This window comes from Vibrio profundi (assembly GCF_043642225.1).
Taxonomy (GTDB): Bacteria; Pseudomonadota; Gammaproteobacteria; order Enterobacterales; family Vibrionaceae; genus Vibrio; species Vibrio profundi_A.
This window is the reverse complement of record NZ_JBHZSF010000002.1, coordinates 113,826-131,782: the sequence shown is the minus strand read 5'-3', so window position 1 is coordinate 131,782 and position 17,957 is coordinate 113,826. Positions and strand designations below refer to the sequence as shown.

The following is a 17,957-nucleotide window of genomic DNA, read 5'->3' as shown; positions in this document are numbered from 1 at the left end:
AGTGTAACTCGATGAAATATAAATAAAAAGTGAACATAGGCCAAAACCCATTTTAGAACGACCTAAAACCTGTTTTGGGACGCTTATTACCCAAGGGGCGTAGCAAAATGTCACCATCAATTCGTTATTGTGGAGACATATATGAAGTTCTATTTTCAAGCTTGGAGACGAAGCTTAGACTTTTCCGGCCGATCGTCCCGTGAAGAATTCTGGATGTTTATTTGGGTGCATACATTGGTGACGATAGGGTGTATTGCAATAGATATCGTCATGGGTATGGCGACCTGGTTTGACGCTGTTTATGGTTTGTTAAGTTTGATTCCTATGCTTTCCGTCATTGTCCGGAGGCTGCACGACATAAACAAATCTGGCTATTGGACTTTTGTGTTTTTCATACCTGTCATTGGTCCATTTTGGTTAATCTACTTGTTAGTGCAATCGACTCATAATGGCGCTGATGGGGAGGCTCTCGCATGAAAAAATCCACTCTTTTTAATGTGTTTTTATCGGCTTTTGTCTCGGCATATAGTGTGGCAGGAACAATATCGCCTGCAGGTTCACTTGGCACGCTTACCCTAGATAATATGACACAAGGGCAGCTCTTTTGGTTAAAAGGAAGGGTAGGGGAAGCGAATTATATATTTACTCGTCAGGGTGAGAAGGTATGCAGTGTAAAGGTGCCTGTTGCGGTGGGCAGCTTCTCGGAGCCAGATTTGGGATTCAGTGAGACGACGGGGCTGACAATCTTTGTTATCAGCCGACGTCTCAATGATGCTCTTATTGAAGGGGAAAGGATAAGCAGTCGAGACTGGCGTTTTTCAACAAAAGAAAATGTGCCAAACACCGACGGACTGATAGCCAGTGGTATCAGTTTGAAAGAGGGCTTCGTTTTAAACTCGAAACGAAAATGGGTTTCTTGGTTCCTAAGAGAGAAACCAAGCGTTGTTTGTCAGTAAATTCATCGTCGGAATATAGAAGCTCATTTGGGTATCAATGAGCTTCTAGTCAGTCATTCGAATGTCGGTCCGTGCTAATAAAACTGTCTTCGACTTTACATAGTGAAGACTGGAGACATGCCGCTACTTTGCCCGTTCATCAACAGCAGGCCGATCAAGACGAGTAAAATGCCGCCGAGTAGCTGTAAGTAGTGACCTGAGGCTTTTAAGGATGCGTTGCTGTTCTTGCTACCTGCCGTTAAGTAGCGCTTCACTAAATGTTTACCTGTAAGTGTCATCATTGCGATTAATGAGGTGGTTAAAGCTGTGCCGATTGCCATTGCAAAAGCGCTAAGAACCCCCATCCAATAAAGACCAACCATATTAGCGAAAAGTAAAACCATAATGGCACCCGTACATGGCCTAACTCCAATAGTGACGATGATCCCCGCATACTCACGAAGCGTTGAGGCTTTATTTATCGCGTATGCATCGGCGACGTGTTGATGTCCGCATCCGCAGTCAGAATGAGAGTGCTCTGCTGGTGGTAATCCACGACTAGATGCGAGTATCGGAGACACGTCAGATAGCGATGAGCGAAGAGGCATTGTCGAACGAGTAGCTATAGGTGAAGGTGAATTGGCCGCTAATGTGGTAATAGTATTCACTTTGAGTGTTGGTTTGCGTCGCTTATTTTTACGGAGTGACCTGTAGATGTTTCGTAGTGCTTTCCAACAGATCAATGAGCCTACCAGTGCAACTAAGGCGAAACTTAACGACACAAACAGGTTGGCTTTGTCATTAACCACTCGCATTGAAGCACTAAACCCCCACAGCAAGACACTTACCAATAAGATCGCTACCAGTGCCTGCAATAAAGCAGAGACAACAGTAAGCACTAAACTGGCTTTCGCTTTAGTTGGGTGAGTCGCTAAGTAAGTAGACACGATAACTTTGCCATGTCCTGGACCGAGTGAGTGAAGCATGCCATAGATGAAGCTGAATCCGATTAGGTAACCACCTGCACTCCATGGGTTAGATTTTGCTTGATAAAGAAGATCGGCAAGCTCTGAATTGACTTCTTTTTGCCACTGTATGCTGGCCATAACTAAAGATGGCCACATTACCCATAATTGATATGCACCAATTGCGATCAGTATCAGAGCGGTGATAGCGATGAGGGCTTGGGATGATTTGAATTGATTTTTCTGCATTTAACAAAAACCTGTATCAGAGTTCATTCATATAGTGAGTAGAAGGTTTAATGAGCTGGGACGTTTAATCGTGAAACCTTACATAGTCGAATTCAGCTGTTGTGACTAAGAAGCCGGAAGCGCAGCACAATGAAGCTTGACCGATTGAGTAAAAAGTTGCCCTAGCGTGTTATCTGGATCTGCATCGGCGGGGAGAGAGATCGCATAGCTCATTTGCTCTGGGGTCGGGTTGGGTTCAACGAGTTCTAACTGACACTGTCTCGCTAAGTCGGTAGATAAGCTGACATCGTTATTCGACATCCATGACATGTCGACGAAGTAGCTTGGGTCAAATATCAATACGCGAAGCGTGTCACGTGTGACTGGTTTTGGTTGTGAAAGCGGTAAATCAAACGTGAGTACCATCTTGGCTTTATCTCGTTTAAATGACGCATGCTCAGCTACCTGATATTTGATTGGTTCTTCGCCATCATAGAAATACGTGAAGTAGTGCTCGTACATCATATTTTTGATGACTGAGGCCGCAAGATTTTTGAATGTCTCAGTCTCTTTTTCCGGAGATACGTCTTCTCCATCGAGCATATACATTGATGTCATCGCATCGAAAGACCACTCCATAGAAAAACCGGTGATCATGCCATTTTCTCCCTCTATGTGGGTTTTCATTTCGACCCAAGAGTGGGGGTGGGCAGATATACTCGGAGCAAAAGCCAGCATTACCAACCCAAAAGGCACTTGTGCAAAAGAGCGCCAACTTGAGGGAAAAATGTGTACATACCATGAAGAGAGGTGGCTGAATGTGTTGGCTAGAAGAAATCGCTGTTTCATGAGGGCTGATGGTTAATTAATGTAATGTTATAATATAACAATTATATTTCTTGTTCACTTCAAAATTGCTGTGTTTTTTGTGCCTTTCAACCATACATGCTCTTTCTAACAACTCTGTTTATTGATTTCTTGCCTGACATTGAGTGGCATGATGTTAAGCCAATCATCGGAACCTGATGATTGGCTTAGGGGGGACACATAGAACCGGGTTACTTATCTGCTAGAACGCACCAATGTTGCTAATATTGCCATCGCGCTACATGCGATAAGGGAAACACCTAAATGTTGCACTGCGCCCACAAGTGCAAGCCCTCCACCAATCATCAGGTAATACATTAGCCCGAATAACGCGCCGGCACTTCCTGCTTGCTGTTTATAGTTCACCAAAGCGACACTTAAGATATTCGGTATTGCGATACCAAACGACATGACCACTAACATCATCGGTAAAATAAACCAAATGGAGTTGATCATGAAATAAACCCCAATGGCTCCGGTTGTTAATAGCAGAGCCGATAATCGTAATAAGGTACTCTGTAGGACGTTTTTGGAAAGGCCGTGTTTGTTAACGTAACTGCCAAGTAGTGTACTAAGGCCGAGTAAGATCCCACTGTAACCAAATTGTTGAGCGTCCAAGCCCAGATCGATAAAGATGAATGAACCCAGTTGGTAATAAGAAAACAGTGCAATGTTGTACATCGCGACCAGTAACGCTGATAACCATATTTGGCTATCTTTCAACATACGAATGCTTAATGAGTGCAGCCGTAAAGGTTGGGTTTCTTTTTGCGTTTCTGGAAGCTTAAAGAAGTTATAGATAAACATGACTAACGCAATGACAAAAAGGGCAAGGAAGACAAAGTTATGCCCCCCAAATGATGTCAGGTAGCCGCCCAGTAGCATGCCGATGACTGGACTTATCGAGATTCCCATTCCCATCAGGCTAAACACTTTCGCGAGCTCTTCGCCATTGAATGCATCACGGAGCATGGTTTGGGTCACGACCGAACCTACGGCAATGCCAAATGCGCTTAGGATTCGAGCGACCATCAAGATCATGAAGCTCTCTGTTTGCATAGCAATGAGTGCAGCGCAGCCATAAATAAACAAGCCAGCGATCATGGTTGGTCGTCTGCCAAATTTGTCCGCCAGTATGCCCCAAGCGACGACGCCAACAGCAAATGCTAGAAAATAAACAGACAGGGTTTGAGCCGCTTGTGCATCTGCCACTGAGAATGATCGAGCAATTGACCCGAGGGCCGGGCTGTAAATAGTTTCGACGATTTGCGGAAGCATGAGCATGATGATCATGAGCCATAAAGAAGGTTTGGTATTCATGTGGAGTCCTCAATATGAATTTACTTGGCACGCAGTGTAAATGGGACTATCATTTTCTTATTAACAACATAAAAACCAAAAACATCAAAAATCGGACAAATGGCGCTAATTAACGAACAAACTCAATTTGAACCTGATCACTTAGCATCTTGTGTTGTAGGAATTGCCGCCGACGTTGGTCAACATGATTCAGGTTTGCATCAGCACGAAAAAGGGCAGTTGTTGTTCGCTCCTCAGGGGTGTATGAGCTTTGCATTAACGGATTCGATTTGTATATTGCCCCCCACTAAAGCGGTATGGATCCCTGCGCGCACCCCACACCAAGTGGTGATGACCAATGTTGTCGCTTATCGTTCTTTATACTTTGATTGTGCGGCATTTGAGTGCCCAAGCGAGATGACAACGATTGAGGTAAATGCATTGTTAAAAGCCTTGATTGATAAAATGGCAATGTGGGGATGGGATAAGCCGGAGCATGAAATGAGGGCGACCATCGCTCTTTTCTGGGAAGAGTTTTATGCGGCTAAGCGAGAATCCTTTACCTTACCCTTGCCTTTGAACCGTCGGTTTGAATCGCTACGAAAACAAATGCTGCAAGAGTCCTATCTAGTGCCAAAACTCACCGTATTGGCCCACTCGATTGGGGCGAGTACAAAAACGGTTACGCGCATTTTTAAAGAAGAAACCGGTATGTCTTACCAAGACTGGCGATTGCAATGGCGCTTGTTAAAGGCGATTGAATTGCTCGCTAGAGGTATGCAAGTAAGTGAGGTTGCTTGTTGGTTAGAGTTCTCATCAGACAGCGCCTTCATCGCTTTTTTCAAAAAACAAACCGGTCAGACGCCTTTAAATTTTAGAAACCATTCGTCTGCCATATCTATATGAACGGGTGTTGATTCGTTTCATTCAACGTCCGACTTCTCGAAAGAACAGGGGTGACATAGATACTGGCTTTCGTGGCTTTGGACTGATACAAAGCCACGAAAGTAACAGGCTCACGCGTACTAATTGCGAGTTGGGTTTATGGTCAACGGCTCTAACGTAGATACGGCATTGCCGCTTGCTGCTGGGTGGTCGACGTAAGAGGTGTCTTGCATCAAGGTGTAATAGACATCGACAAAATCGTCATCATTGGTGAGCGCGCCATCTGGAATCGCATCGATGATTTTCCCTGTAATTTGTGGAATGATCGCGTAAGCCTGAACTTCTGGATCAGGAATGGCTTTTAATACTTCCTCCGCTACCTGAACGAGCAGTTTTGCTAGTTGCTTGTAGTCGGTGCCATCATCCTGCTCCATTAAAATCATATCGGCAGCGCCCCAACGGTAGCGAGACCAATGGATCACCACTTGGTTTGGGTAGTAATCTTGATTGTCATAATCTAAGTAGGGCATTTCGACCAAATCTAAGGTCGGTTCGTCTCGGCTTGGGTTGACTCCGTTTACAATCGCGTAGACTTCTGCCTTACCGGAAATCCATGGTTCTTGATCGTCGGCTAAACGAATCTTTTTTAAGACCGTGGTTGAAATGGGCGCTACTTCGACAGTGGACTTGCTCATTGAGCGAGCACTCATTTCAGATGAATCATTATAACGTTGAATGGTTGTTTGCTGCCCTAGTGAACGCATTTCAGCTTGCATGGCTTTCATACCAGCTTGTAATTCAAGTTCACTATTGTTGTCGACGACGATGACAGGCACATCGGGCATCTGATACACGTCTAACTGGTGAACCTGACCATATACGTCGTAGGCTTCAATGTATTGCCAGTTTTCATCATCCCCTGTTGGTTCGAACGCGAATAGAGGGGATTGGCCTTCTTGCCAATCTTCTAACATGTCAGACGAGGCTAGACGCAATTCTAAGAGCTCGTCGGTATAGTCTGAAATGCCTTTCCATTGGCGAATTTGGCTGTCTGCGGTAATTAACCTCTGGCTAAATGCAGCAGTGGGTTGTTCAGCTGTTAACTTGGAAATAGGGACGGATAGGGTATCCGCTGCGATGTTGTCTTTCAGAGTGGACTCGATAGACGAGTAACTTTCGCTAAGCTGTCTTGCAAGCTCTTGCTTAGTTTCTGAAATGTTCCCAGCATTTGCGTTGGCAATGCTGGTGGTTTCTGCTTCTTCTGATTGGCAACCGACGAGTACAAATGCACATAACGCCGAAAGAGCGACTGTATTCTTCATTATGTAACCTTATTTTATTATGAATGTTATTAGAGCTTAAACTCTACATTTTCATAAATACCCCAGAGGTTACACATTGAACAAGTTGATTTTATAAATTTGATTCATTGTTGCCAGCAAGATCAATTCATCCATAAGCAAACCCTGATGGATGAAATGTCTGTGACGTTGTTTTCTCTATTGGTTGGTCGTGATAAGTCAAAAAATTAAAGGCCTCATCAACATGAGGCCTTTACAGAGTATTAGTGGTTTGAACCTTTACTCATTGTAAGCGAAAGCATGATGAGGATAAGTTTTGAAAACTTCTTTAAATCTCTATATAGAGCCGCAGCATATCCTTGTGCTGTATTCCGTTTTCAAATATTGGCTCGGGATAATTTTGTAAAAAGTGATCTTTAAGGACAGAATCAACACGAAACCCCGCCCGTTGATAATAAGTCAGCTGATAACCAAATGTACCTGTACCAAGCTCAACTCTGTTAATCCCTTTACAAGGCAATTCGGAAAGAACGAACTTCAGCAGCTTACTGCCAATCCCTTTGGCTTGATGGACAGGAACGACCGCAAGGTTATAAATTTCAGCCAATGTTGAGCTTAAAGGTTTTACGACGCACACACCGACGATCTGGCTTTGCTCCACGGCAACAAAGCACCAAGAATTGGGCAAGTACGAGACAATACTTTGCTCTGAAGGATCGGCTTCAAGAAGCAAACTTAATGGAACGTCACTACTATCTATTTGTTTAAAATCCATAATCTACCATTAGAAGGTTAGGCGTGTGTTTGACTTATAGGTCGGTTTTATAGCGCCCTTGTACTGCGAGATCCGTTTCCCGAATAAACGATTGGTCCGCGTTGGTGTTGTCTGCGATTTCTTTGCCAAAGGATACTTTTAACGGTTCTTGATGCGTTGAGTTGTCCCATGCTTTACTGCGTAAAAACGCTTTACCGCAGTGGAAATAGGCGTTTTGTACCGATATCTCGAGCACCATTAATGCACGGTGGGTTGAACCAGAAACTTCGTCACAGATGCCGCCTTCGATGAGTTTACAGCTGCCGTGTACTCGCAAAGTTTCGACGGTTCCAGGACGCAGAAAAATCAGGCCGACCTTGTTATTTGATGCCACAATATTTTGAAGAGAAAATGCCAATTTATTTCCACGTAACTCGGGCAATAAGAGTGTATTTTCGTCATTCACTTTTACAAAGCCTGGTCGGTCTCCTTTTGGGGAGATAGTCGGGAAACCTGCTTCATCAACAGTGGAGAGCATGGCCAACGGAGAAGTGTTAATAAACTCCTGCATTCTACTGTTTAACTTCGTATAGATTTTCTTACTGGCGAGAGGGTTTGGTTCACCAATAACTTCTTTAATCTGCTCTAACGAGGCTAACTCGTTCATGATTCTTCCTTGAAGTCATTATGTTACAAGAGGGAACTAAGCGTGTGCTTTCACGTACTTTTTGACTTTCTTCATGGCCATTCTTTGCTTTAACGGTGATAGATAGTCAATAAATAGGTTGCCTAGTAAGTGGTCAATTTCATGCTGCATGACAATGGCTAGAAAGTCATCGCTTTCAATGATTATAGGTTTTCCATCGCGATCTAAAGCAGACACTACAACAGAAGTGAACCGCTCTACATCCGCGTAGTAATCGGGAACGGATAAGCAGCCTTCTTGGCCTAACGCTTTATTGGAACCATTAACTACTTCTGGGTTAACTAAAATCAGTGGATCGTCTCGACTGTCAGAGAGATCGATAATTACCACGGCTTCCTTACGACCGACCTGAGTAGAAGCTAAACCTATACCATTGTCTGTGGCATATAGGGTTTCAAGCATATCGTCGATTAACGTTTGTATTGTTGATAAATCCTGCACTTTTTCTGCCTTGACCTTAAGTCTCGGATCGGGCGCAGTTAGAATTTCTAAAACAGCCATATGTTCCTTTGTTTGGTTCTATTTCATTTAGGTAAGTGTTTTCAATGAGGTAGGGACGATGAGTTTATGTATCGGGGCTACTACAAACATGTAAGCTTTGCCAAACCAATTATGTACATGCACGACGGTGGTAGCGTGAACATTGACTTTGTCACCTTCGATGTCTAGAAGAAACGACACTCTGACATCTAGGTGCTTGTCACTGTCCTCTAATACTATTTCAGTCGCGCTATTGCTCAGCAATGTGAAAATGCCAATTCGTTCACCAATCGTGACGTTTGTGTGGTTTTCTGTAGAAGTTGCGTCCTGAAGTCGACCTAAATGCTTTAACCCAAGCATGGATACAATTCTGTTTCTCGTGGCCATCAAGAAAGAGACCCAAGCTGGTGTCTGCTTTGCAATCTCGAGGTAAACATCTAGTGCAGTTTGATTTTTATAGGCAATTTTTCGTGAGAAGGTATCGGCGAAGTAAGCGCCTTTAGAATAATCAAACAGTTTGGAGTGTTTTGGAATAGCCATCTATTTTCCTCAATGTGGTTAAGCAAAAACAACGAATACGATTGGACTTAAGCTAGTATGTCACCTAAATCTCACTCAAATCCTGGATGCCAAGCATTATAATTCTTTCACTGTGTTTATTGCGGTACTGTTCTCATTAACGACTGAGCAAATTCCTTCATGTGTAGGGCATTGTTCGCTGTTCCCTCATCGCCACAGGCTTTGCCATAATATTTGATGTGTGGAGATGAGTAGACAGGCAACGACTTCTCTGCATACGTCATTATCGTGCCAGCCTCGCGGCACAGAGCACCGAAAGCGTAAGGTTTGATATGTTTGTGATGCTCCGATAACAGTTGACCTTTAAGCCAATGTTGCGGCGTATCATTGTGCCAAGCCCACGCAAGGTGGCCCAACTCATGCTCTAACACGTGAACTTCTGCATCCTCAGATAAAACCAAGAAACTGCGACTGAAATTAACGTGGGCTGTTCCGGCTGCTCCATCTTGTGAGAAGGGGTGTGTTGTGGGTAGCACAAGCACATAGTAGCTCCCATCACGCTGCATTGGTTTTAGCGTTGACTCTCCGACATTGTTGATGAGATGTTGATGCAACTTGCCACTACTTTGACCGTCAAAATTAGAGAGGTCGAGCTTAGTGATACCGGCTAAGGTTCGCTTCATTGGAACGCAAGAGTTCTCAAGAACAAGGTTGGAATAGTTTAACAACTCGTGAATTTGATTATCGTTAAACGATTCTCCGACGAAGAAGTGGATAGGTGTTTCAACCGTTTTAGCGATATTACATGCTGGCAGTGTTAGCTCTTCTCCGGTACGTTTCCCAATAAAAAATAGGCTGATAACACCTAACAGCGTAAAACTAACTATCAGTTTTTTGTTCATTAAGTTTCCCGCGATATAGACTCAATAGCTTGATGAATGGACGTGAATTGTATTTTTGTGAGACACATCTGTGCCTTTGAAAACTCATGCTCTTGAATAAACTGGGTAATGAGCTCTAGTGAGAGTGGGGAACCTTGTTGTTCGAAAACATACCCATCTTCCGTTGAACGGACGATATAACCTTGCCCTGTACTATCAATCAAGCGATCTAAACTATCCCAAATGAGATCGTCTAACTCGATATAGAGTTGAGGTTCGGCGGCGAAAAACATGAGCTCCGCATCACCGTTTAACTTGAACATACATGGCCACTGAATCATGTTCTTCCTTTAAAAATTTCATATTGGCTACGGTTGTTACCGAGGACTGACTGATTCACTACACTAGCGACTCTTGATAATTATTGATAGTGCCGGACTTGTAGGTTAGCGCTGAACGTTTTGCCTCGAAGTTAGTGCCTTCGGACTTCATTGAAGATTTCACAAGAGATTTGATAGTTATACTGACGGGCTATTTTCTGAGAAAAAAACAGTTGTGGTAGCTCATAAATAACGAGCAATACAAGAATGAAAAGCGCACTAGAGTGATCGAGGAAAAGGCCAATTACACTCACGATTAATAGCGTGATTTCGATTACGAATAATGCATACTTGCGTAAATAACAATGGTGGAAACCACCTAGAAAAAACCAGTTTAACGTGGCGTAGGTATCTGGGTCTTTCAGCATTTTTGACTGACGGTGATAGAACTCTTTTTTTTGGCTCTCAGGTAACGCATTTACCTGTTGCCTTAGTAGCTCTTCGTTTTGTTCGAGTTGTTCAATTGGTTCAAGTATGCGCATTAGGGTACCTCATCATATATTTTTTCAACGAGATCGGGTTGATTGCATCGCTTGATTCGTGCCAAACCAAGTTTCCAACCTTTTAGCGCCCCATACTTCGTAATACATTGTTTTGTGTACTCTGAGCAAGTGGGCTCAAAATTACATTCGATATTTAGTAACCGTTTTGAGCCACCGCTAGCTTGATAGCGGTGGATCAACTTTAAAGAGATAAACTTAATCAAGCTTAACGACCAAGCGTAATGATCACAGCTTCTCTTTTCCAAAACAGCATAAAGCGTTTTTGTTCAACAATCTGAAACACTACTTGCCAGCCGTCTTGCACGTACTTATTTAGCTCGGCTTCCATTTTTTGTACTGGTAAGCCACTTGCGCCGAGTAAGATTGTTCCACAGCCGCCTTCTACAATATGGACGACTTTATATTCTGAAAACTTTGTCATTTTTTAACCAACTAATTTAATAAAAACAGCATGTTACATTGATAGTGGTTATGCATCAAGGTGTGTAGTGGTATTTTTTATAAAAGAGAAGTGCTTTGTAAGGAGAGGGCGGCTTGCACCTACATGAAGAGTATCTTCCCAGCGTGACGATTAGGGCAAGTCCCTTAATTTACGCGCTGGGTTCCCTGCATAGATAGCCTTTTCGGTAATGTCTTTTGTTACTACGCTTCCTGCACCAATAACTGCGCCGCTGCAAATGTTCACCGATAAGATGGTGGCGTTTGAACCTATAGTTACGTTGTCGCCGATAACGGTACGCCCCCAACTTTCGGGATTTGGTTCGGGACGGCCGTCCTTGAAAAGATCGTTGGCAAACATAACCCCATGACCGATGAAGCAGTCGCTGCCAATGGTGACGTATTCGCAAATAAAACTGTGTGATTGAATCTTTGTTCTTTCACCAATTATTGAGTTTTTTTGAATTTCAACGAACGGACCAACAAATACACCGTCTTTGAGTTCGCATCCATAAATATTCGAAGGTTCGATAATGGTGATGTTGTCGCCGCATATTAAGTCTCTAATTTGAGCTTTTAGGAGCCGTGGGTTTTCCATATTACCTCTGAACGTTCAGTGCGTTACTAAAGTGATAGCCGCACCACTGAATATTTGTCCTTCAGTTATTGCTGCGACAACGGTGGGCGACAGGCAGAGGTCGAAAGTATTAGTTCGAACTTGCTAGCAAAAACATATGCATTTCTCAGGGCTGAAAAACACTACATGGACACTAGGTTGCACATAATGTAAATCAGTTCACAGGGAGCGTCACGCGATTTCACGCTTTAACAGAACTTATCGATTGTATTTGGCTTTGTTTAAAACCTCTTTTAATTCATGGGTTTGCTCAAGGTCAATACCGTGAATATTGGCAAGGGCGCAAACATAATAGAGAACGTCATATAATTCTTCGGCTGCGGAACCTTTGAGTTCACCTAGCGTCGGCTGTCCAGTTTTTCCTTTGCGAAGCGCTTCAGACAACTCACCGACTTCTTCTATAAGCTTTAAAAAGTAGTGTTCGGGTTGCTCTGGAGCGTGGTCAAATTCTTTAATGTGACTTTGTAATTCAGATAGTTTCATAATTTTCGGTTTGTATTATTTTTCCGTTGGCGTGATACGCCCTTCAGTGTAAGCGGGGAGGGCAGGCTGCAATTCACACCAGTTAGCTTTATCGCCAGTGAAAATCTGCGCATCGACTTTTACTGGAATGTCGGTATCAAATGTCGATATTGCGAGCTCGACTCTTTCTAGCGGTTCATCTTTTACTCTGAACCCTAAACTGGAACCGCAGTGGGAACAGAATGTTCGTGTCGTGCCATTCTTGGCAACGAAGTGTTTAAGTAAGTCCAGCCCTGAAAGCCAAGCTAACCCTTGAACTCCGACGAGCGTACCGAAGGCTGCTCCGTGAAACTTCCGACACATGGAGCAATGGCAATTGGCGACATTTTTGCTGAAACCGTCTACGGAAAAGCGAACCTTTCCACATAAGCAAGATCCCTTAAATTTTATACTCACCCTGAGTTTCTCCTTAGTGCAAGCCCCGATAAGACGGACCTGAGTAGGAAGTTACATGCCTACTCAATGAGCGTATGAACATAGTGGTAATATCTACAAACTTGTTATTGCTCTACCAAATCAGATGTAATTCTTTTCTTCGCGGTAGGCTTCTTTTTCCATCGGTGCATTTTCGTATCCGTAGATAAATAGCTGTATCAGGTATTGCCTCGTCTGCTCCTTTAACCCCATTTTTTCTGCTTGTCTGACGTGAATCAGTTCGTGTGATAACAAAACTTGATTGCCCGCGCCAACTCGCTTGATCCAAATACCATAGCCATAGGTATAGGCAACCATAAGTGGTGAGCTATATCCGTATTCTGTCGCTAATTTGGCGAGTTCTGGATCTTCAGGAAATGGCAACGTATCAACATAATACAACCTGACCTTTTCAGGGTGCTTTAGACCTACTCTTAACGCCAACTTCATCTGCTCTTGATTGAGCTGAATGCCGCGCTCTAATGCTACTTGTTCATTTTCAGAAACGAATTGCTCAGCGGCTGGAAGAATTTGATCTACGTAATTAATAAGTTCAGCAGGAGGGTTGGCGTAAATTTCGTCTCGATTTATGCAGCCGGAAATAAGAAAAACCAATAAAACTAAACTGAAAACTCTTTTTAACATTCCGTGTTTCCTAAAATTTCATCCTTTGCACACAGTGAATCCGTATACAGTAAAAGTGCCACGTCTACTGATTCGCTATGTGTTAGTGAGTTGCTTTTTTATTGAGGCGCCTGTCTATTGAGGTGCTTTAATCACAAAACCTTTCTCAATACCGGATTGAAAGCCCACTTTTTCATACAGCCTATGAGCTGAAGTTCGAGTTTCTCCAGAAAGCAGGACAACTTGATAGCAACCTTTGCTCCAAGCTAGTGTAAGGGCTTCTTCTAGAACCTTTTGGCTGAGACCTTTACGGCGGAAGTTTTCACTTGTAATGACATGCTCTACGATTCCAAATGGCTTTCCGGCATTTGTTACCGTTGGTACTAGGGCCAATTGGCATGTTGAAGCCAAAGTCCCATTTACCTCTGCTACAACCACCAAAATATCTGGGTTATGTTGCATTTTTTCCCATGCTGTAGTGAGTTGCTCTACTGTTCTCTCTGGGTCGTTTCCACGTAGTTCTTTATAAAGTTTTAATACACCAGCGAGATCATCCTGATTAGCGATTCGAATAAGTTCCATTTTACTCTCTTTAGTTTGCGTTTAATTGTGGTGTTTAGTGAACTCCGCAATAAGGCGTGAGTAACACGAGTTATTTGTGCGGATTGTTGTTAGGGAGTGAGAAGTGGATAGAAAGTGACCCATTCCATACCTTGGTAGTTCTATAAAACTCGCCTTGATTAGTCAAATCAAAACTACCTAAAGTTCGTAATAACAGACACTTATTACTAAGCCCAATCAAAAGTAAGGCAAGTTCGCCAATTTTGTATTTGGTTAGCTACAAATTGTTATGTTATAACATTGCAAATTGCCGTTTGATTTAAATGGTTATCGTAGAGAACAATAGCAATGAGCGAGGAAAAATAAGCGATGAATGCAGCATTGGCGGAACAGAGAGCTCCGAATACCATTAGTGATTTTACTCCAACCCGTTTTTGTAGTTCGGCTGAACACCCAACGGTGTTGGCGGATATTTATGAGAGCGATATAAACATCGCAATTTGGAGACGCAGTTTCAGCCAGGAACTGACCGATTCTATTAGCCAGTTCATTGCAGCTAACCCAAGTTTTAGTAAGTCGCTAAGCCTTACCCCTGAAACGGCCTACAAGAAATTGGAAAATGCGATAGATGACCCTGATTTTAAACCGCTGATAGAAAACATGGCGCAGCTTGTCGATATGTTTTGCTGCTTATTCGACCTCGAACATGTCGGGTTACGCTTAGCTGTGCTGAATGAAGCGATGTGCCCAAGATACCATTTCGATCGAGTCCCTTGTCGGCTAGTGACAACGTATCATGGTGCCGCAACGCAGTGGTTGCCGAATGATGTGGTTGACCGCTCGAAGCTTGGCCATGGAAGTAATGGATTACCCGATGCTACTTCCGGCTTGTATCTCCACGAATCCGATGTGCAGCGGCTTGCGTGCGGGGATGTGGCTCTTCTTAAGGGAGAGCTGTGGGAGGGTAATGAAAACGCCGGATTGGTTCACCGCTCTCCGGAGTCGTCAGCACTTAACCCAAGATTAATACTTACTTTAGATTTTGGATAATCGATAAAGATTAGTAACTTCGGTAAGTGTTTACCTGTGTTGCTTACGAGCTTTTGTTTGAACTGACACTACTCTAGCACTCTATATATTTTCCGTACGTCGTATTTTAATGTTACGATTGCTATGTGTGAATTGGGGTAGCAAAGTGATGAAAGCCGATCGATTGAAAAACGCGAAAGATGAAGCGATAACTGTATTAACACAATTGCATGGTAGCCATGTATTTAAAGACATTGAGTCAGCTAAGTTAGAATTGGAGGCGATCGAAAAGCGCTACGCTTTTGATTTGCCGCGTATCTACAATGATTACATTGAGGCTGTCGAGAGCTTCCGGAATGATGATCTGGAAGCCGCTTTATCACAATTTGAAGCATGCATAGAGATTATTGATGAACCATCTTTAGAAGTGCTAGAAGCTTATTGTTGTGTTTACCTAGGCACTATTCATTCCGCGACACAAGACTTTCACCACTCATTACATTATTTCTCTCTGGCTGAAGTAAAACGCCGCGAACATGACCATAAGCTAGCGCTGTTCCTTAATGTAAATTTGTCCGCTATTTATTTTGGCTTGGGTAATTATGAAAAGGCTAAAATATGCAGCGAAAGTGCGATTTCTCATGGTAACAAACTCGAAAGCCCACCAACTTATGGAATAGCGTTGTGTAATCTCGCGTTGGCTCAGGTCAATCTTAATGACGTTTCCGCTGCGGCTGTAACCATTGAGCAGGCGATAGCCTATTCACGAAAACACGGTTTTGAACGAGCGCTAGCTTACGCGCTTTTTTATCATGCACATATCACTTCATTAGCCGGCGATATCAAACAAGCATTTATACTTTATAAGAGCGCGTTTGAGGCGGTGAAAAAGCACGACGACTCGTACTTACGAGGTGAGTTTTATGAGTATTACTCTGCTTTCTTACTCAGTGTTGGGCATTTTGAATTTGCTATCAAATTTTGTAGAAGTGCTTTGAATTCCGGTTTGCTTGAACGAAATAGTAAGGTGAAAACAAAGATCTATCAGATCATCGCGGATAGTTATCATCAATTAGGTCAAGTGAAAGAAGAGGCGTTTTTCTTACGTAAAGTGAGTGAGCTTTATCAAGCTAGTTTAGCGCAATGTGAACAAAAGGAAGCGTACTATATTGAGTCGGTGCTCGACTTAACTCGAGTGGGGAATCAGGCTAACTCTTCGGAAATCTTCACCGATAGCCTTCAGCAGCTCAATGCGATAGGGCAACATTTAATGGGGTTTGACGGCAATACTTCGACAGTATTAGAAACCTACCATTTAATTTCTGACTTGATCCCGTGTAGTGCAATGAGCTTAGCCTTCTACCATCAAGATACGAACTCTTTGGAGTATCGTTACCTAATCGAAGAGGGAAATCTAGTCGAAGGCTTTGAGATTTCTTGCGATGAAATATCGCGTATTGGCGTGTATTGCGCAGTAAATCAAGAAACCGTTCTACTTGATACGTCGACACAAAACGAAATCGACAGCTATTTGGATCCCAAATATAAATCTTCAGATTCTTACTGGGTAAATAGTGAAGCCGGGATCCAGGGGACATCAGTGATCTCAACGCCAGTGATGTTTGGTGGCAAGCTATTGGCGATTTTGAGTGTGCAGAAGAATCAATCGCACGTATATCAAGATTTTCACGTCCAAGTCGTTCAGCAAATTGCGAATTATTTTTCTCTTTCGTTCACCAACTACCAAAACGTGCAGACTCTTGAATCTAATCGATTGTATATGGAGCAGATTTTTAAAACGGATCATCTAACCGATTTGAAAAATGGTTTCGCGATTCCTTCTTATTTGGAGAGTTTAAAACGTGAAGCGACAGAGCCATGTAAAGTATCAAGTGTCCTGCTAGACATCGATTACCTTAAAAACTTCAATAATGCCTACGGAATGGCGGCTGGAGACAACTTATTGGTGACTGTTGCAACCATTTTAAAACACGTTAGCCAAGGTGTTGGTGAAGTGTTTAGGCTAGGAGGTGATGAGTTTGCCGTGGTTCTCGTATCAGAAGACCCGCAATTACCGGTAATGCTAGCTAAAAAAGTGAAAGCGTATTTAAGCCGAAGTCAGATCGAGAATGTAGGCTCCGAACTTGATCGTTTCGTAACGTGTAGCATAGGAATTATTGAACCCGCCATCTTAGATGATGTGTCTTATTTCGAGCAACAACTGCTATCTGGGGAGCGGGCTTTGATAAAAGCCAAGAAGCAACAGAGGAATTGTTTGCAACGTTACTCCTTAGCAGAAACTATGTAATAAATTTATATGCGGAACAGGGCATATCACTGATTTAAGGCTGCTCAAAAAATAACTTTTGTTGACAGTGTTGTTAAATCAAGTTGCTGATTTTATTGAAATTAGAGACTTAAATCAGGTTTGCGTAAAATAAATTTATTTGGAGCTTTGTATTGTATATCTAATGATAACCAGACAATTAGTCTGTGTATGTGGATTTTGCTAGTGATAATTTAGATAATTAAGTCCATAACACCAAGTCTTATCTATCTGATTTTAATGATTTTTGTCGAGCGAGAAATAAAAAAGTTGGCGAAAATCAGAAGCTTGGCATACACTTTCCTTGTAATGCCGATATGTTGTTGATTGGCTAAGCGAAATGCTTTGGCGCTACCCTAATTGGTAGCAATGTTAAACTAGCTTTGAGGAAAGTTTTATGGCGCTCACAAAGGCCGATTTGGCTGAGAACCTGTTTGAAAAGCTCGGATACAGCAAACGGGATGCCAAGGAAACGGTTGAAGTGTTTTTTGAAGAAGTGCGTAAAGCACTAGAAAACGGTGAACAGGTAAAACTGTCAGGTTTTGGTAATTTTGACCTTCGTGAAAAGAACGAAAGACCAGGCCGTAATCCTAAAACCGGTGAAGACATTCCAATTACTGCTCGACGTGTTGTCACGTTCAGACCTGGGCAAAAATTAAAAGCCCGAGTAGAAAATATAAAAGTAGATAAGTAGCCAAGCAAT

At 42.8% G+C, this 17,957-nt stretch carries 24 protein-coding genes; 6 read left to right on the top strand and 18 right to left on the bottom strand.

The window, feature by feature from the left end:
* The first annotated feature begins 141 nt into the window (after nucleotides 1–141).
* Nucleotides 142–477, top strand: coding sequence for a DUF805 domain-containing protein (locus ACHUFI_RS04130; RefSeq protein ID WP_394247095.1), 336 nt, complete (start codon nucleotides 142–144; stop codon nucleotides 475–477).
* Entirely contained in the window at nucleotides 474–956 is a 483-nt protein-coding gene (locus ACHUFI_RS04125; protein WP_394247094.1) for a hypothetical protein, read from the top strand. The genes ACHUFI_RS04130 and ACHUFI_RS04125 overlap by 4 nt, the downstream gene beginning before the upstream one ends.
* A 95-nt stretch (nucleotides 957–1,051) precedes the next feature.
* Here the strand turns inward: ACHUFI_RS04125 and ACHUFI_RS04120 are convergent, their stop codons facing one another.
* The 3 genes from ACHUFI_RS04120 to ACHUFI_RS04110 all read right to left on the bottom strand — a co-directional run bounded on the left by ACHUFI_RS04120 (nucleotide 1,052) and on the right by ACHUFI_RS04110 (nucleotide 4,315).
* Complete coding sequence (locus tag ACHUFI_RS04120; protein WP_394247093.1) at nucleotides 1,052–2,149, bottom strand: nickel/cobalt transporter; 1,098 nt, start codon at nucleotides 2,147–2,149, stop codon at nucleotides 1,052–1,054.
* Between the two features lie 105 nt (nucleotides 2,150–2,254).
* Nucleotides 2,255–2,866, bottom strand: coding sequence for a DUF1007 family protein (locus ACHUFI_RS04115; protein ID WP_394247092.1), 612 nt, complete (start codon nucleotides 2,864–2,866; stop codon nucleotides 2,255–2,257).
* Between the two features lie 324 nt (nucleotides 2,867–3,190).
* Nucleotides 3,191–4,315, bottom strand: a complete 1,125-nt coding sequence (locus ACHUFI_RS04110; RefSeq protein ID WP_394247091.1) for a multidrug effflux MFS transporter — start codon at nucleotides 4,313–4,315, stop codon at nucleotides 3,191–3,193.
* 99 nt (nucleotides 4,316–4,414) lie between these two features.
* On the opposite strand from ACHUFI_RS04110, the gene ACHUFI_RS04105 reads away from it, so the two are divergent.
* Complete coding sequence (locus ACHUFI_RS04105) at nucleotides 4,415–5,200, top strand: AraC family transcriptional regulator (RefSeq protein WP_394247090.1); 786 nt, start codon at nucleotides 4,415–4,417, stop codon at nucleotides 5,198–5,200.
* Between the two features lie 119 nt (nucleotides 5,201–5,319).
* On the opposite strand, the gene ACHUFI_RS04100 is transcribed toward ACHUFI_RS04105, so the two are convergent.
* From ACHUFI_RS04100 to ACHUFI_RS04030, 15 genes are all read right to left on the bottom strand, one after another.
* Complete coding sequence (locus tag ACHUFI_RS04100) at nucleotides 5,320–6,501, bottom strand: DUF3103 domain-containing protein (protein WP_394247089.1); 1,182 nt, start codon at nucleotides 6,499–6,501, stop codon at nucleotides 5,320–5,322.
* A gap of 307 nt (nucleotides 6,502–6,808) precedes the next feature.
* Complete coding sequence (locus ACHUFI_RS04095; RefSeq protein ID WP_394247088.1) at nucleotides 6,809–7,255, bottom strand: GNAT family N-acetyltransferase; 447 nt, start codon at nucleotides 7,253–7,255, stop codon at nucleotides 6,809–6,811.
* A 34-nt stretch (nucleotides 7,256–7,289) separates the two neighbouring features.
* Nucleotides 7,290–7,901 carry an MSMEG_1061 family FMN-dependent PPOX-type flavoprotein gene (locus ACHUFI_RS04090; RefSeq protein WP_394247087.1) on the bottom strand — a complete coding sequence of 204 codons (612 nt, stop codon included), beginning with the start codon at nucleotides 7,899–7,901 and terminating at the stop codon, nucleotides 7,290–7,292.
* Between the two features lie 36 nt (nucleotides 7,902–7,937).
* Nucleotides 7,938–8,441, bottom strand: coding sequence for a peptide deformylase (gene def, locus ACHUFI_RS04085; protein WP_394247086.1), 504 nt, complete (start codon nucleotides 8,439–8,441; stop codon nucleotides 7,938–7,940).
* A 27-nt stretch (nucleotides 8,442–8,468) separates the two neighbouring features.
* Nucleotides 8,469–8,960 (bottom strand): DUF2867 domain-containing protein, encoded by a 492-nt coding sequence (locus ACHUFI_RS04080; RefSeq protein ID WP_394247085.1) that lies wholly within the window; start codon nucleotides 8,958–8,960, stop codon nucleotides 8,469–8,471.
* A 116-nt stretch (nucleotides 8,961–9,076) separates the two neighbouring features.
* Nucleotides 9,077–9,841 (bottom strand): hypothetical protein, encoded by a 765-nt coding sequence (locus ACHUFI_RS04075; RefSeq protein ID WP_394247084.1) that lies wholly within the window; start codon nucleotides 9,839–9,841, stop codon nucleotides 9,077–9,079.
* Nucleotides 9,841–10,161 (bottom strand): DUF4144 family protein, encoded by a 321-nt coding sequence (locus ACHUFI_RS04070; RefSeq protein ID WP_394247083.1) that lies wholly within the window; start codon nucleotides 10,159–10,161, stop codon nucleotides 9,841–9,843. Before ACHUFI_RS04070 ends, ACHUFI_RS04075 begins: the two co-directional genes overlap by 1 nt.
* Nucleotides 10,162–10,292: 131 nt before the next feature.
* On the bottom strand, nucleotides 10,293–10,682 hold the full coding sequence (locus ACHUFI_RS04065; RefSeq protein ID WP_394247082.1) for a hypothetical protein: 390 nt from the start codon (nucleotides 10,680–10,682) through the stop codon (nucleotides 10,293–10,295).
* Nucleotides 10,682–10,882, bottom strand: coding sequence for a membrane protein insertion efficiency factor YidD (yidD, locus tag ACHUFI_RS04060; RefSeq protein ID WP_394247531.1), 201 nt, complete (start codon nucleotides 10,880–10,882; stop codon nucleotides 10,682–10,684). The genes ACHUFI_RS04065 and yidD overlap by 1 nt, the downstream gene beginning before the upstream one ends.
* 26 nt (nucleotides 10,883–10,908) lie before the next feature.
* Complete coding sequence (locus ACHUFI_RS04055; protein ID WP_394247081.1) at nucleotides 10,909–11,124, bottom strand: DUF4177 domain-containing protein; 216 nt, start codon at nucleotides 11,122–11,124, stop codon at nucleotides 10,909–10,911.
* A gap of 150 nt (nucleotides 11,125–11,274) precedes the next feature.
* A complete protein-coding gene (locus tag ACHUFI_RS04050) occupies nucleotides 11,275–11,739 on the bottom strand; it encodes an acyltransferase (RefSeq protein ID WP_394247080.1) in 465 nt (154 codons plus the stop codon).
* A 237-nt stretch (nucleotides 11,740–11,976) separates the two neighbouring features.
* On the bottom strand, nucleotides 11,977–12,261 hold the full coding sequence (locus ACHUFI_RS04045) for a MazG nucleotide pyrophosphohydrolase domain-containing protein (protein ID WP_394247079.1): 285 nt from the start codon (nucleotides 12,259–12,261) through the stop codon (nucleotides 11,977–11,979).
* Nucleotides 12,262–12,276: 15 nt separating this feature from the next.
* Nucleotides 12,277–12,696 carry a GFA family protein gene (locus ACHUFI_RS04040; RefSeq protein WP_394247078.1) on the bottom strand — a complete coding sequence of 140 codons (420 nt, stop codon included), beginning with the start codon at nucleotides 12,694–12,696 and terminating at the stop codon, nucleotides 12,277–12,279.
* A 120-nt stretch (nucleotides 12,697–12,816) separates the two neighbouring features.
* On the bottom strand, nucleotides 12,817–13,359 hold the full coding sequence (locus tag ACHUFI_RS04035; RefSeq protein ID WP_394247077.1) for a hypothetical protein: 543 nt from the start codon (nucleotides 13,357–13,359) through the stop codon (nucleotides 12,817–12,819).
* Nucleotides 13,360–13,473: 114 nt separating this feature from the next.
* A complete protein-coding gene (locus tag ACHUFI_RS04030; RefSeq protein ID WP_394247076.1) occupies nucleotides 13,474–13,920 on the bottom strand; it encodes a GNAT family N-acetyltransferase in 447 nt (148 codons plus the stop codon).
* Nucleotides 13,921–14,268: 348 nt separating this feature from the next.
* Here ACHUFI_RS04030 and ACHUFI_RS04025 point away from each other — a divergent pair, with 348 nt between their 5' ends.
* From ACHUFI_RS04025 to ihfA, 3 genes are all read left to right on the top strand, one after another.
* Nucleotides 14,269–14,949 (top strand): DUF1826 domain-containing protein, encoded by a 681-nt coding sequence (locus ACHUFI_RS04025; protein ID WP_394247075.1) that lies wholly within the window; start codon nucleotides 14,269–14,271, stop codon nucleotides 14,947–14,949.
* A gap of 148 nt (nucleotides 14,950–15,097) precedes the next feature.
* Nucleotides 15,098–17,236 (top strand): diguanylate cyclase domain-containing protein, encoded by a 2,139-nt coding sequence (locus ACHUFI_RS04020; protein WP_394247530.1) that lies wholly within the window; start codon nucleotides 15,098–15,100, stop codon nucleotides 17,234–17,236.
* Nucleotides 17,237–17,651: 415 nt separating this feature from the next.
* Nucleotides 17,652–17,948 (top strand): integration host factor subunit alpha, encoded by a 297-nt coding sequence (ihfA, locus tag ACHUFI_RS04015; RefSeq protein ID WP_137356131.1) that lies wholly within the window; start codon nucleotides 17,652–17,654, stop codon nucleotides 17,946–17,948.
* Nucleotides 17,949–17,957: the final 9 nt, after the last annotated feature.

Excerpts from the sequence above, each read along its gene's own strand:
- ACHUFI_RS04130 (WP_394247095.1), top strand. The coding sequence starts at position 142 with ATGAAGTTCTATTTTCAAGCTTGGAGACGAAGCTTAGACTTTTCCGGC.
- ACHUFI_RS04125 (WP_394247094.1), top strand. The coding sequence starts at position 474 with ATGAAAAAATCCACTCTTTTTAATGTGTTTTTATCGGCTTTTGTCTCG.
- ACHUFI_RS04120 (WP_394247093.1), bottom strand. The coding sequence starts at position 2,149 with ATGCAGAAAAATCAATTCAAATCATCCCAAGCCCTCATCGCTATCACC.
- ACHUFI_RS04115 (WP_394247092.1), bottom strand. The coding sequence starts at position 2,866 with ATGCTGGCTTTTGCTCCGAGTATATCTGCCCACCCCCACTCTTGGGTC.
- ACHUFI_RS04110 (WP_394247091.1), bottom strand. The coding sequence starts at position 4,315 with ATGAATACCAAACCTTCTTTATGGCTCATGATCATCATGCTCATGCTT.
- ACHUFI_RS04105 (WP_394247090.1), top strand. The coding sequence starts at position 4,415 with ATGGCGCTAATTAACGAACAAACTCAATTTGAACCTGATCACTTAGCA.
- ACHUFI_RS04100 (WP_394247089.1), bottom strand. The coding sequence starts at position 6,501 with ATGAAGAATACAGTCGCTCTTTCGGCGTTATGTGCATTTGTACTCGTC.
- ACHUFI_RS04095 (WP_394247088.1), bottom strand. The coding sequence starts at position 7,255 with ATGGATTTTAAACAAATAGATAGTAGTGACGTTCCATTAAGTTTGCTT.
- ACHUFI_RS04090 (WP_394247087.1), bottom strand. The coding sequence starts at position 7,901 with ATGAACGAGTTAGCCTCGTTAGAGCAGATTAAAGAAGTTATTGGTGAA.
- def (WP_394247086.1), bottom strand. The coding sequence starts at position 8,441 with ATGGCTGTTTTAGAAATTCTAACTGCGCCCGATCCGAGACTTAAGGTC.
- ACHUFI_RS04080 (WP_394247085.1), bottom strand. The coding sequence starts at position 8,960 with ATGGCTATTCCAAAACACTCCAAACTGTTTGATTATTCTAAAGGCGCT.
- ACHUFI_RS04075 (WP_394247084.1), bottom strand. The coding sequence starts at position 9,841 with ATGAACAAAAAACTGATAGTTAGTTTTACGCTGTTAGGTGTTATCAGC.
- ACHUFI_RS04070 (WP_394247083.1), bottom strand. The coding sequence starts at position 10,161 with ATGATTCAGTGGCCATGTATGTTCAAGTTAAACGGTGATGCGGAGCTC.
- ACHUFI_RS04065 (WP_394247082.1), bottom strand. The coding sequence starts at position 10,682 with ATGCGCATACTTGAACCAATTGAACAACTCGAACAAAACGAAGAGCTA.
- ACHUFI_RS04055 (WP_394247081.1), bottom strand. The coding sequence starts at position 11,124 with ATGACAAAGTTTTCAGAATATAAAGTCGTCCATATTGTAGAAGGCGGC.
- ACHUFI_RS04050 (WP_394247080.1), bottom strand. The coding sequence starts at position 11,739 with ATGGAAAACCCACGGCTCCTAAAAGCTCAAATTAGAGACTTAATATGC.
- ACHUFI_RS04045 (WP_394247079.1), bottom strand. The coding sequence starts at position 12,261 with ATGAAACTATCTGAATTACAAAGTCACATTAAAGAATTTGACCACGCT.
- ACHUFI_RS04035 (WP_394247077.1), bottom strand. The coding sequence starts at position 13,359 with ATGTTAAAAAGAGTTTTCAGTTTAGTTTTATTGGTTTTTCTTATTTCC.
- ACHUFI_RS04030 (WP_394247076.1), bottom strand. The coding sequence starts at position 13,920 with ATGGAACTTATTCGAATCGCTAATCAGGATGATCTCGCTGGTGTATTA.
- ACHUFI_RS04025 (WP_394247075.1), top strand. The coding sequence starts at position 14,269 with ATGAATGCAGCATTGGCGGAACAGAGAGCTCCGAATACCATTAGTGAT.
- ACHUFI_RS04020 (WP_394247530.1), top strand. The coding sequence starts at position 15,098 with ATGAAAGCCGATCGATTGAAAAACGCGAAAGATGAAGCGATAACTGTA.
- ihfA (WP_137356131.1), top strand. The coding sequence starts at position 17,652 with ATGGCGCTCACAAAGGCCGATTTGGCTGAGAACCTGTTTGAAAAGCTC.